General features: G+C 67.5%; 11 protein-coding genes and 1 pseudogene. 9 read left to right on the forward strand and 3 right to left on the reverse strand.

The genetic code is table 11. The annotated features are described in order from the left end of the window. Window positions 1–187: 187 nt before the first annotated feature. From flhF to M3I53_RS25965, 3 genes and pseudogenes are all read left to right on the forward strand, one after another. Complete coding sequence (gene flhF / locus M3I53_RS25955; RefSeq protein ID WP_254318705.1) at window positions 188–2,305, forward strand: flagellar biosynthesis protein FlhF; 2,118 nt, start codon at window positions 188–190, stop codon at window positions 2,303–2,305. Then, window positions 2,298–3,140 (forward strand): annotated as a pseudogene (locus tag M3I53_RS25960) (MinD/ParA family protein); the annotation flags it as partial. The gene flhF and the pseudogene M3I53_RS25960, both read left to right, overlap by 8 nt. A gap of 295 nt (window positions 3,141–3,435) precedes the next feature. Further along, window positions 3,436–4,167: an RNA polymerase sigma factor FliA gene (locus M3I53_RS25965; RefSeq protein WP_028203358.1), complete on the forward strand. Its 732-nt coding sequence runs from the start codon at window positions 3,436–3,438 to the stop codon at window positions 4,165–4,167. A gap of 162 nt (window positions 4,168–4,329) precedes the next feature. Here the strand turns inward: M3I53_RS25965 and M3I53_RS25970 are convergent, their stop codons facing one another. The 3 genes from M3I53_RS25970 to flgA all read right to left on the reverse strand — a co-directional run bounded on the left by M3I53_RS25970 (window position 4,330) and on the right by flgA (window position 6,644). Beyond that, the gene (locus tag M3I53_RS25970) at window positions 4,330–4,773 is read right to left on the reverse strand and encodes a flagella synthesis protein FlgN (protein ID WP_254318706.1); all 444 of its coding nucleotides are present in this window, start codon (window positions 4,771–4,773) and stop codon (window positions 4,330–4,332) included. 49 nt (window positions 4,774–4,822) lie between these two features. Continuing rightward, window positions 4,823–5,167: a flagellar biosynthesis anti-sigma factor FlgM gene (gene flgM / locus M3I53_RS25975; protein ID WP_254318707.1), complete on the reverse strand. Its 345-nt coding sequence runs from the start codon at window positions 5,165–5,167 to the stop codon at window positions 4,823–4,825. A gap of 178 nt (window positions 5,168–5,345) precedes the next feature. Then, window positions 5,346–6,644: a flagellar basal body P-ring formation chaperone FlgA gene (flgA, locus tag M3I53_RS25980; protein ID WP_254318708.1), complete on the reverse strand. Its 1,299-nt coding sequence runs from the start codon at window positions 6,642–6,644 to the stop codon at window positions 5,346–5,348. Window positions 6,645–6,890: 246 nt separating this feature from the next. Between flgA and M3I53_RS25985 the strand changes: the two genes are divergently transcribed. The 6 genes from M3I53_RS25985 to flgG all read left to right on the forward strand — a co-directional run bounded on the left by M3I53_RS25985 (window position 6,891) and on the right by flgG (window position 11,662). Continuing rightward, window positions 6,891–7,406 (forward strand): flagellar basal body protein, encoded by a 516-nt coding sequence (locus M3I53_RS25985; protein ID WP_254318709.1) that lies wholly within the window; start codon window positions 6,891–6,893, stop codon window positions 7,404–7,406. A 93-nt stretch (window positions 7,407–7,499) separates the two neighbouring features. Next, a complete protein-coding gene (gene flgC / locus M3I53_RS25990; protein ID WP_028203363.1) occupies window positions 7,500–7,925 on the forward strand; it encodes a flagellar basal body rod protein FlgC in 426 nt (141 codons plus the stop codon). Between the two features lie 187 nt (window positions 7,926–8,112). Then, on the forward strand, window positions 8,113–8,757 hold the full coding sequence (locus M3I53_RS25995) for a flagellar hook assembly protein FlgD (protein WP_254318782.1): 645 nt from the start codon (window positions 8,113–8,115) through the stop codon (window positions 8,755–8,757). A 26-nt stretch (window positions 8,758–8,783) separates the two neighbouring features. Continuing rightward, window positions 8,784–10,022: a flagellar hook protein FlgE gene (gene flgE / locus M3I53_RS26000; protein ID WP_254318710.1), complete on the forward strand. Its 1,239-nt coding sequence runs from the start codon at window positions 8,784–8,786 to the stop codon at window positions 10,020–10,022. Window positions 10,023–10,049: 27 nt separating this feature from the next. Then, window positions 10,050–10,808, forward strand: a complete 759-nt coding sequence (gene flgF / locus M3I53_RS26005) for a flagellar basal-body rod protein FlgF (protein WP_254318711.1) — start codon at window positions 10,050–10,052, stop codon at window positions 10,806–10,808. 65 nt (window positions 10,809–10,873) lie between these two features. Continuing rightward, the gene (gene flgG, locus M3I53_RS26010; protein ID WP_069264346.1) at window positions 10,874–11,662 is read left to right on the forward strand and encodes a flagellar basal-body rod protein FlgG; all 789 of its coding nucleotides are present in this window, start codon (window positions 10,874–10,876) and stop codon (window positions 11,660–11,662) included. Window positions 11,663–11,666 lie beyond the last annotated feature (4 nt).

Consider the following 11,666-nt stretch of genomic DNA (forward strand, 5'->3'; position numbering starts at 1 on the left):
CCGCCGATTCCGTGAATTGCCCGCATTTCTCCGCCCTGATCCATCGATCATGGAGGGCTCACCTTCGAAATAATTCCAACATCGGAAAAGGCCTTGCACAGGACGCCAGGCCGGCAGCAATCCAGCGCCATTCCAGCAACAGACGACCGGCGGCGGCATTGGCCGCTCACCTCATCAGGGGCTTAGCTTGAACATTCGCAAATTCATCGGTGGCACCAGCCGCGACGCGTTACGGCTCGTACGCGAAGCGTTGGGTGCGGACGCCGTCGTTCTGTCGAACCGTACGCTCGACGACGGCAGCGTCGAAATCGTCGCGCTCGCGGACCGCGATCTCGCGGCGATCGCGCCGGCCGATGCTGCCGCCGCGCAAGGCCTGGGTAGCCTCGTGGCGCAAGGTGGTCAAGGCGTCCCGTTTGCGCAGCCCTCCGCCGCCATGACGCAAATGTCGCGCGCGCCGCGCACCGCGCCTGGCGCCGCTCCCGCGGCGCTCGCCGCCCCGATGGGCGGTGCGAACCCCTACGCGAGCGGCATGCCGGATGTGTTCTCCTCGGTGTTCGGCGCGAGCCCGGAAGTGGGCGTCGAAAACGGCGGCGCAAGGGCCGACGCCGATGCCGATGCCGATGGCGACCACGCCGCCGACACCGCCGTCTCGCTCGGCAAGGAGGCGGCGGCCGCATCGGCCGCGATCGCGCCGCTTTCGACTTCGTCGCCTTCGCGTGCCGCGGCGGGCCAGCAGGCCGCGCAATCGGCGATGCCGCCGACGCTGCAATCCGCGCTGCAGGCCGCGCAACCTCAACACTCGCAGCAAGCTGTTCCGCATGCACAATCGCCGCTGCAAATGGCGCTGCAGGCCGCGACCGAATCGCTCGCCTCGCCAGCCTTTGCGCCATCGTCTGCGTCCACGTCGCCGGCCGCGAACGCCGGCGCCCAGGCCGCCGCACGTGAAGCCGCAGCGCGGCTCGAACAGGCCGCCGCCGCGGCGGCGAGCGACGCGCCGCGCACGATGGCCGAATCGAATCCCTGGCTGATCGACCACGCCCGCCGCATCGCGAACCAGCAGAACGCGCCGCGCGTATCGGGCATGACGCCCGCCGCCGCCGCCGCGCGCGGCCTTGGCAGCGTCGCCGACCCGGTGTTGCCGCCCGACGTCGACGCGAGCACGCCCGACTGGGCGCTCGAGGCCGCTCATGTCGCCGCGCGCCGCGCAGCGCAGCGCCTCGGCCACGGTCCGGAAGCCGCCGGCCCCGCGCCCGCCAACCGCAATGCGCAGGGCGCCGATGCGGCGCAAACCGTGAGCGAAGCGATCCGCGCTCGCATCGAGCAGGTCGTCAACGAAACCGTGATGAACGAGCTCGCCTCCATGCGCGGCATGATGGAAGAGCAGTTCGCGGGCCTCCTGTGGGGCGAGCGCCAGCGCCGCAGCCCCGTGCAGGGCGCGCTCACCAAGCAGCTGTTCGCCGCCGGTTTCTCGGCGCAGCTCGTGAAGATGATGATCGACCGCCTGCCCGACGTGCAGACCGAAGAGGCCGGCATGGAGTGGCTCCAGTCGGTGCTCGAATCGAATTTGCCCGTGCTCGAAGACGAAGAAGCGCTCATGGAGCGCGGCGGCGTGTTCGCGCTGATGGGCCCGACGGGCGTGGGCAAGACTACGACTACGGCGAAGCTCGCCGCGCGCTGCGTGATGCGCTTCGGCGCGAGCAAGGTGGCGCTGCTCACGACCGACAGCTACCGGATCGGCGGCCACGAGCAACTGCGCATCTTCGGCAAGATCCTCGGCGTTTCGGTGCACGCGGTGCGCGACGGCGCGGACCTCCAGCTCGCGCTCACCGAACTCAAGAACAAGCACATCGTGCTGATCGACACGATCGGCATGAGCCAGCGCGACCGCGCCGTGGCCGACCAGATCGCCATGCTGTGCGGCGCGGGCCGCCCGGTGCAGCGCCTTCTGCTGCTCTCGGCGACCAACCACGGCGACACGCTCAACGAAGTCGTGCAGGCCTACCAGAGCGGCCCGGACAACGCGCCGCTCACGGGCTGCATCCTCACCAAGCTCGACGAGGCGACCAACCTCGGCAGCGCGCTCGATACTGTGCTGCGCTACAAGCTGCCGGTGTATTACGTCTCGACGGGCCAGAAGGTCCCCGAGAACCTCTACGTGGCGACGCGCCGCTTCCTGATCCGCAGCGCTTTCTGCATTCCGCGAGAGAGCTCGCCGTTCGTGCCGCACGAAGACGATATTCCGGCGCTGCTGTCGGCACTCTCGACGCGTTCGAATTCGCAGGCTCCCGAGGTCAGGTTTGGATAAGTTCGTAATCGATCAGGCCGAAGGGCTGCGGCGGCTTCTCGCGCGCGAAGGCTCGCGCGTGGTGGCGGTGACGGGCGGTGCAGGTTCGCCCGGGCGCACGACCGCGGTGGTGAATCTCGCGGCGGCGCTCACCGCGCAGGGCAAGGACGTGCTGGTGATCGACGAGTGTCTGGGACCGCGCTCCGTTTGCGCGCAGGTGGGCGGCGTGCGCGGCGCAGGCAACTTCGCCGCCGTCATGCGCGGCGAGCGCACGCTCGAGCAAGCCGTGGGCCGCCATGCGCTCGGCTTCGGCGTGCTGGCCGCCTCGCGCGACAACCGCGCGCAGTACACGGCTGCCCAGCTTCGGAAGGTCATTTCGGGCCCCGCGGACATCGTCTTGATCGACGCGCAGCTCGACGCCGATGGCGCGCTTTCGCCGCTCGCCATGCACGCGCACGACGTGCTGATCGTGATGCGCATCGGTGCGCAGTCGATCACGGACGCCTACGCGTGCATGAAACGGCTGCACTTCGCGCATGCGATCGCGCAATTTCGCGTGCTCGCGAATCATGTGGCGAACGCGAGCGACGCGCAGGCCGCGATCGAGAACCTCGCAGGGGTGGCGAGCCGCTACCTGAGCGTGTCGCTCGAAAGCGCCGGAAGCGTCACTGCCGATCAGCACATGGCGCAGGCGCTCAGGCTAGCGCGCTGCATCGTCGATGCCTTTCCGTCGACGGCCGCCGCGCGCGATTTCCGCCACGTGGCTGCCGAACTGCCGCACTGGCCGATGCGACCGGCGGTCTCGGCGTGTTCGCCGGCCACGGCGCGCGCCAACGCATTGTTCGGCGCGACGCACGAAGAACATGAAGCGGCGGGCCACGCACCCGCCGACGAGCTGGACGGCGCGCCGCAAGACGGCGTCCAGCCCCACGCTACGCATGCAACAAACGCCGCACACAGCACGCTCGCCGCGAACGCCGATTCGTTCGTAGCGGCCGTGACGGGTGTGCATCCCGCACCCAACGCAACATCCGCGTCCGGGCCGGCCCATGCGGGCTGGCGGACCGATACGCCCGCGCAGCGGACGTCGCCGCAGCACGTCTGACGTGCGCACGACGACGCCAACAGGGAGATGAGAAGTGGAGAGCACGATGTATAACGCTCAAGGAAAAATTTCGCAGGCCGACGTGCTCGCGAAGTACGCGCCGCTCGTCAGACGGCTCGGCTTGCAGCTCGTCGCCAAGATGCCGGCGAGCGTGGACCTCGACGACCTGATCCAGGCCGGCATGATCGGCCTGCTCGACGCGGCCAACCGCTACAAGGAAGATCAGGGCGCGCAGTTCGAGACCTATGCGAGCCAGCGCATTCGCGGAGCGATGCTCGACGAGCTGCGCAGCAACGACTGGCTGCCGCGCAGCCTGCGCCGCACCTCGCGTGAAGTGGAAAGCGCGGTGCACAAGGTGGAGCAGCGGCTCGGGCGCTCGGCGAGCGAGACGGAGATCGCCGAGCATCTGAGCATGCCGCTCGACGAGTATCAGAGCATGCTGCAGGAGCTGCATGGCAGCCAGCTCATCTACTACGAAGACTTCGACCGCTCTGCCGAGGACGAACCGTTCCTCGACCGCTACTGCGTCGATCATTCGGACCCGCTTTCGGCGCTGCTCGACGACAGCCTGCGCGGCGCGCTCGTCGAGGCGATCGACCGGCTGCCCGAGCGCGAGAAGCTGCTGATGTCGCTTTATTACGAGCGCGGCATGAACCTGCGCGAAATCGGCGCGGTGATGGAGGTGAGCGAATCGCGCGTGTGCCAGCTGCACAGCCAGGCGGTGGCGCGCCTGCGCACGCGGCTGCGCGAGATGTCGTGGGCCGGCCAGGAGAATTGAGGCGATAGACGCTCCGCGCGGCTGCCAGCGCGGACTGACGCGGTGAAAGAGCCGGGGTGCGTGAGCGCTCCGGCTTTTTGTCAGTGGACTATCCGCGCAAAAAAAAAAGCCGAAGCATCACTGCTTCGGCTTTTGTCTTTGGCGAACGATCTACGTGCGCGTTTACAGCCCAAAGGCCGGCAGCCGCCCATCAGGACCGTACAGCATCGAGCCGTTGCCCGTCTCGCCGCGCAGGATCGACAGCGCGCGGCGGTTATGCTCCATGCGCGTGCGGATCATCATGCCAATGGTGAGATTCTTGCGGCGCGCGCGTTCGGTCGACCCCTTGAGCAGCGCCCACTGGCTTGCCAGACGCGCGTCGCCGTCGCAGGCCATTTCGATGCCCTTGCGGCCGCCCGGCAGGCCGAGGCCGGCCAGTTGCGTGTCGCGCGCCTTTTCCAGGCCCGCGAGACGCTGCGTGAGCGTCGTCTTCTGTTCGACGATCTGCGGCAGCGCCTCCATGCCGTCGGCCGACACGAGCGCCTTCTCTTCATAGGCGAGCAGCGACGCGAACGCCTCGACCGTGGCGTGTTCGTCGATCAGTGTGGCCAACAGGGCATCTTTCATTGCAAGGCACCAAAAAAGCGAAGTTTGCGCGGCGCTCGCGCATCGGGCGTCAGTTGCCCGACGTCGGCTTCATCAGGTCGCGCGCGGTCTGGATCACGCCGTCGGCGATCTTGCCGGAGTCGATCTGCAACGTGCCGTTGCGGATCGCGTCCTTGATCGACTGCACGTGCGCCGTGTCGATGTCGGCGGCACCGCTCGCCGCGAGCGAGCGCATCGTCGACGAGAGCGACGAGAGGCTCACGTTCGCGCCGCCCTGAGCGGCGGCGGTCGTGCTGCCCGCCGCGCCGGAGGTGGCCGCGGTGTCGGTGCTTACGCCGGTCGAATCGGCTTGCGAGCGCGCGAGGCCATCCTGCAGCGTGCGCGAATCATTGCGGGTGGAGGAGTCAACTTTCACGATGGGCGTTCCTGATCGATTTGACCTTGATAACGGCACAGGTCGGGCCGAACTTTAGCCGAAAATCCCACCGTTACATGCTGTTACGTGTGCTGGCGCACCAAGCCGGAAGGCCGGATCGGGCCGCCGGGCGGGGCTCGGAAGACGCTGATCCGGCCCTTACGAGGGCTTACCGGCGCTAGATCTGCACCTGCACGGTACCTGCGTCCTTGACCACGCCCGAGATGATCTGGCCGCCGCTCGTGCGAACGCGCACCTGCTGGCCGGGTTCGGCGTTGTTGAGCGCGCTGCCCTCGGCGGAGATCGTGAAGTTGCTGCCCACGGCGATCACCTTGACCGTCTGTCCAATGACGACCGAGGCGGCACTGCGCAGCATGTCGGTGCGCAGCGGCAGTCCCGCGGAAATGCGCGCGAGCGCGACGGCGCCGGTCGCCTGGTTGGGATCGGTGATGATGGTCTGCGGCAGGTTCGCGAGGTCCCCCGCGCGCGGCATGAAATCGGCGGCCGAAAGTGCCTCGCCCGCGCCGATCTGGCGCGAGGCCACGTAGTAGGTCACGTCCACGGCAATGCGCGCGCTCACATAGAGCGTCCACGGCTTCGCGCCGATGCAGCGCACGCCTACGGTCGTGTGGCCATAAGTGCGCGCGCCCGGCGGCATGAACGGCTCGAGCGAGGTGCAGGCCGCGAGGCCGCGCGGAAACACCGGCGCGACCGTGATGCTCACGTGGCCCGGCAAGCCCGCCGACTGCTGCTGCAGGAAGGCGAGCGCGGCGGCGCGGATCGATTCGCCGTCCTGCTGGCCCGGCGGCGTGGCCTGCACGTTCGTGGCGACGGCGCTCGTATTGGGATTCGGCGGCGCGCCGGCGCTTGCGCCGGCAACCGGCTTCGCGAGCGTCCCCGCGCCGGCATCCACGACCACCGGGGCGACGCGGTTCGCGGCGCTCGCCAGGTTCACGCGCTGGAGCGTGCCCGCGTTGGTCGCATTGGCCGCCGGCACGCGCATGGGCTGGGCGCTCGCGCCGGGCGCGGGAACCGTGACGATGCGCGGCGCGTCGCCTTGGGGCGCGCGTTCGCCGGGACCCGGAATCGTGATCATGCCGTTCGACTCGATGCCCGCGCGCGCATCTTCGGGCACGCCGCGCGAATTCAGGTCGGCGTAGCTGGCCGCGCGCAGCGGCGCGGCTTCAACGGCGGGTTCATTGGGGGGAGTATTGCTGGCCGCAGCCGCGGCGGGCTTCTTCGCGTTGCTCGCGAGCAGCGCGTTCATCTGCGCGGCGTCGGCGCCCGAGCGGTCGCCCGGGCCCGCAATGAAGATCTGGCCGCCGGCCGCTTCAGGTTGCGCCGGAGTTTGTGCATGAGCGAGCGCACCGCCAAAGGCGCAGGCGAGCACGCACGTCCAGGACGCGCGCCACGACAGCGCGCGCACACGCCGCTCCAGGCCGGCGTGCGGCCTATGCAAGGTGGCAGTCTGCGGCATTGTCGTTCTCCATCGAATGCATTGACACGCCTCGCATTCTAGGCGGCGGCCCCCGCGCGCTAGCGTCGAATAGAGGGGCGCTTTACCGGCTATTCGTCCGATTGGTTCTTGCCACCCCCGCCTAATATTCCACTCCATGCGCAAAGGCCTTCGGACCACGCGCCTAACGTTTGCGTGCTTTCGCCGCCTTTTGGCGACCCCGCCGCGCTCACGCCGAATCCTTTTTCGTTTCACGGAGAACGCCCGATGCTGGACAAACTCGATGCCGAATTCGCCTTTGGGCGCGAAGCGCTCGATGTGCGCGCCACGCGGCAGGCATTGATCTCTTCGAACATCGCGAACGCCGACACCCCGGGCTACCAGGCGCGCGACGTGGACTTCGCGGCGTCGCTCGCTGGCGCGCTGCGCCAGACGGGTGCCGGCGGCACGGTGGGCATGACGGCCACCTCGGGCGGCAACGTCCAGCCGCTCGCCATGGCGCAGCCCGCGGGCGTGACGAGCGGCATGCGCATGGCGTCCACGGAGTCGGGCCACATGGCCGGCGACGCGAAGCTGATCCCGACGGGCGGCCCGGCCGACACCTACAAGAGCCAGCTCATGTACCGCACGCCGGTGCAGCCGGCGCTCGACGGCAACACGGTCGATCTCGACACCGAACGCGTGCAGTTCGCCGACAACGCGCTGCACTTCGAGTCGGGCATGACGGTGGTCTCGCAGCAGATCAAGACGATGCTCTCCGCGATCACCTCGGGTTCGAGCTGATCGCCAGACGCGGCGCGGCCGAAAAACGCAGTAACGAAGCCATGAACGACCAACGCGCGCGTGACGCGCACCTGATGTGAGGTCAATGAAACCATGCCATCCCTGATGAACATCTTCAGCGTTGCTGGCTCCGCCATGACGGCGGAATCGCAGCGCCTGAACGTGACGGCGTCCAACCTCGCCAACGCCGACAGCACGACCGGCCCCGACGGCCAGCCGTACAAGGCGAAGCAAGTCGTGTTCGCGGTGAACCCGCTCGGCGGCGCGCGCACGGCCTCGGGCCAGCAGGTGGGCGGCGTGCGGGTGACCGGCGTCGTGGACGACCCCACGCCCATGAAAGAGACCTACGACCCCGACAATCCTTCCGCCAACGCGGACGGCTACGTGACGATGCCGAACGTCGATCCGGTGCAGGAGATGGTGAACATGATCTCGGCGTCGCGCTCGTACCAGGCCAACGTCGAAACGCTGAACACGGCCAAGACGCTGATGCTCAAGACGCTCACGATCGGAACCTGAAGCACGGCAAGCCGCAGTCAGTACGGACACCGCAGTACATACAGAGACCAGCGGGCGCGCAACGACACCGCGCCCGCCACCACCACACGCCAAGCACGAAGCGCAATCGAGGGAGAACGCGTTGAGTTCCAGCAATACAACCATTGGCGGCAGCACCGCCACCGTGTCGCAGCAACTGCTCGACACCATGAACGGCACGAGCTCGAGTTCGGCGTCGTCGTCGAGCGGCACGAGCGCGAGCGACCTGCAGTCCACGTTCCTGCGGATGCTCGTCGCCCAGCTGCAGAACCAGGACCCGACCAATCCGATGGACAGCTCGCAGATGACCTCGCAGCTCGCCCAGATCAACACGGTGTCGGGCATCCAGCAGCTCAACACGTCGCTGTCGTCGCTTTCCACGCAGCTTTCGGCGGGCCAGAACGCGCAGGCCGCGCTGCTGATCGGCTCGACCGTGCTCGCCCCGGGCAGCAGCGCCGCCGTGTCGAGCGGCAGCGCGCCGCAGCTCGGCGTGACGCTGCCTTCGGCGGTCTCGGACGTGAAGCTCACGATCACCAATTCGGCAGGGCAGGTCGTCAACACGCTCGACCTCGGCGCGCAGTCGGCCGGCACCGTGCCGGTCACCTGGAACGGCAAGGACAGCTCGGGCAATACGGTCGCCGACGGCACCTACACGATCAGCGCCAGCGCGACGACCAACGGCCAGTCCGCCACGGCAACCGCGCTCGTCGCGAGCCAGGTGCAAGGCGTGGTCCAGAAGTCCGACGGCACCCCGAGCCTCTCGCTCGCCAACGGCAAGACCGTCGCGCTTACGAGCGTCGGCGCCATTCTCTGAACACGATAAACGCGGAGTAGACAACCATGGGCTACCAGCAAGGATTGAGCGGCCTCGCCGCGTCGTCGAACGACCTCGACGTGATCGGCAACAACATCGCCAACGCGAACACCGTCGGCTTCAAGCAGAGCACGGCGCAGTTCGCCGACGTCTACGCGAACACCATCGCGACGTCGGTGGGCAACCAGATCGGCCTCGGCGCCTCGCTCCAGACCGTGCAGCAGGATTTCGCGCAAGGCACGATCAGCACGACGGGCCAGGCGCTGAACGTCGCCATCAACGGCAACGGCTTCTACCAGATGTCGAACAACGGCACGATCACGTATTCGCGTAACGGCGTGTTCCAGCTCGACAAGAACGGCTATATCACCGACGCGTCGGGCAATGACCTGATGGGCTATGCCGCCAGTTCGACCGGCGTGATCAACACCGCTCAGACCGTGCCGCTGCAGGTGCCGACCACCAACATCGCGCCGGTTGCGACCAAGAACATCACGGCGCAGCTGAACCTGAACGCGCAGGCCACGACGCCCACCACCGCGCTCTTCAGCGAAACCGACTCGACGAGCTACACGTATTCGACGTCGGTCACGGCCTACGACACGCTCGGCGGCGCACAGACGGTCAACATGTATTTCGCGAAAGACGCGACGAGCGGCCAGTGGGACGTGTATGCCGGTCAGCCGGGCTCGGTGACGAAGCTCGGCACCGCACAGTTCAGCTCGTCCGGCGCGCTCCAGAGCATCGCGGCCAGCGCCCCGGCAACGACCAACGGCACCACGTCGTTCACCTTCAACATCAACCCGACGGACGGCTCCACGGCGCCCCAGACGCTGACGCTCGACCTCGCGGGCACGACGCAGTACGGCTCGGCCAACGGCGTGAACAACCTCGCCCAGGACGGCTACGCGAGCGGCACGCTTTCGAACTTCTCGATCGGCGCGGACGGCACCATCACCGGCAACTACTCGAACGGCCAGACCATGTCGCTCGGTCAGATCGTGCTCGCCAACTTCAACAACCCGAACGGCCTTTTGAACCTGGGTGGCAACCAGTTCCAGCAAACGGCGGCCTCGGGCGTCGCGCAGGTCTCCACGCCGGGCAGCACGAACCACGGCACGCTCACGGGCGGCGCGCTCGAAGCGTCGAACGTCGACCTGACGAACCAGCTCGTCGACCTGATCACGGCCCAGCGCAACTATCAGGCGAACGCGCAGACCATCAAGACGCAGCAGACCGTCGACCAGACGCTGCTGCAGATGTAACGCGTCTAACCACGTACCGGGCACATCATGGACCGACTGATCTATACCGCGATGACGGGCGCGAGCCAGGCGCTCGAGCAGCAGGCCGTCGTCGCGAACAACCTCGCGAACGTCTCGACCACGGGCTTTCGCGCGCAGCTCGCCAACTTTCGCGCCGTGCCGATGTCGTTCGGCGACGGCTCGACGGTGAACGACCAGACTACGCGCACCTATGTGCTCTCGGCGACGCCTGGCTCGGACATGACGCCCGGAGCGATCTCGCATACCGGCAACCCGCTCGACATCGCGATTCAGGGCCAGGGTTTCATGGCCGTGCAGACGGCCGACGGCAACGAGGCCTATACGCGTGCGGGCAACCTGCACGTCGATGAAAACGGCCAGCTCGTCACGGCCAACAACCTGCAGGTGATCGGCGGCGGCGGCCCGATCGCGGTGCCGCCCGGTTCGGCGGTCACGATCGGCAAGGACGGCACGGTATCGGCCATCGCGCCGGGCAGCCCCGCCAACGCGATCGCCATGATCGACCAGATCAAGTTCGTCAACCCGCCGGCAGGCGCGATTACGCGCGGTGACGACGGCCTGTTCCACACGTCGGACGGCAACCCCGCCGACGCGGACCAGACCGTGCAGGTCGCGACCGAGTCGCTCGAGGGCAGCAACGTGAACCCGGTGGCGGCGATGGTCTCGATGATTACCAACGCGCGCCAGTTCCAGATGCAGACCAAGCTGCTCCAGAACGCGGACCAGAACGAGCAGAGCGCGAACCAGCTGCTCAACTTCAGCTAAGCCATTTCTAGTTAAATGAAGGCCGCCTCGCGCCGCGCGCGAGGCCGGACCGGGAGAAAGACACCGTGAACCGATCGCTCTACATCGCCGCCACCGGCATGAACGCCCAGCAGGCGCAGATGGACGTGATTTCGAACAACCTCGCGAACGTGAGCACCAATGGCTTCAAGGGCTCGCGCGCCGTGTTCGAGGACCTCATGTACCAGACGCTGCGCCAGCCGGGTGCGAACTCGACCCAGCAAACCGAACTGCCTTCGGGCAGCCAGGTGGGCACGGGCGTGCAGCAGGTGGCGACCGAGCGTCTCTACACGCAGGGCAACCTGCAGCAGACCGGCAACTCGAAGGACGTGGCGATCAACGGCGCCGGCTTCCTCCAGGTGCAGATGCCCGACGGCACGACGGCCTACACGCGCGACGGCTCGTTCCAGACCAACGCGCAAGGCCAGCTCGTGACGGCGAGCGGCTACCAGGTGATGCCGGCGATCACGGTGCCCGCGAACGCCACCTCGCTCACCATCGGCAGCGACGGCGTAGTGACGGTCACGACGCCGGGCTCGAGCAACAACACGACCATCGGCACCCTGCAGCTCGCCATGTTCATCAACCCGGCCGGGCTGCAGTCGAACGGGCAGAACCTCTTGTCGGAGACGGCATCGTCGGGCGCGCCCACGGTTTCCACGCCGGGCCAGAACGGTTCGGGCACGCTCAATCAGGGCTACGTGGAATCGTCGAACGTGAACGTCGTGCAGGAACTCGTGAACATGATCGAGACGCAGCGCGCCTACGAAATCAACAGCAAGGCGGTCACCACTTCTGACCAGATGCTGCAAACCCTCAGCCAGATGCAGGTCTGAGGTC

This window comes from Paraburkholderia sp. CNPSo 3272, from assembly GCF_024206495.1.
Taxonomy (GTDB): Bacteria; Pseudomonadota; Gammaproteobacteria; order Burkholderiales; family Burkholderiaceae; genus Paraburkholderia.

Bases quoted from the DNA above. Each gene is read 5' to 3' on its own strand.
- M3I53_RS25965 (WP_028203358.1), top strand. From the start codon at position 3,436: ATGTATAACGCTCAAGGAAAAATTTCGCAGGCCGACGTGCTCGCGAAG.
- M3I53_RS25970 (WP_254318706.1), bottom strand. From the start codon at position 4,773: ATGAAAGATGCCCTGTTGGCCACACTGATCGACGAACACGCCACGGTC.
- flgA (WP_254318708.1), bottom strand. From the start codon at position 6,644: ATGCCGCAGACTGCCACCTTGCATAGGCCGCACGCCGGCCTGGAGCGG.
- M3I53_RS25985 (WP_254318709.1), top strand. From the start codon at position 6,891: ATGCTGGACAAACTCGATGCCGAATTCGCCTTTGGGCGCGAAGCGCTC.
- flgC (WP_028203363.1), top strand. From the start codon at position 7,500: ATGCCATCCCTGATGAACATCTTCAGCGTTGCTGGCTCCGCCATGACG.
- M3I53_RS25995 (WP_254318782.1), top strand. From the start codon at position 8,113: ATGAACGGCACGAGCTCGAGTTCGGCGTCGTCGTCGAGCGGCACGAGC.
- flgE (WP_254318710.1), top strand. From the start codon at position 8,784: ATGGGCTACCAGCAAGGATTGAGCGGCCTCGCCGCGTCGTCGAACGAC.
- flgF (WP_254318711.1), top strand. From the start codon at position 10,050: ATGGACCGACTGATCTATACCGCGATGACGGGCGCGAGCCAGGCGCTC.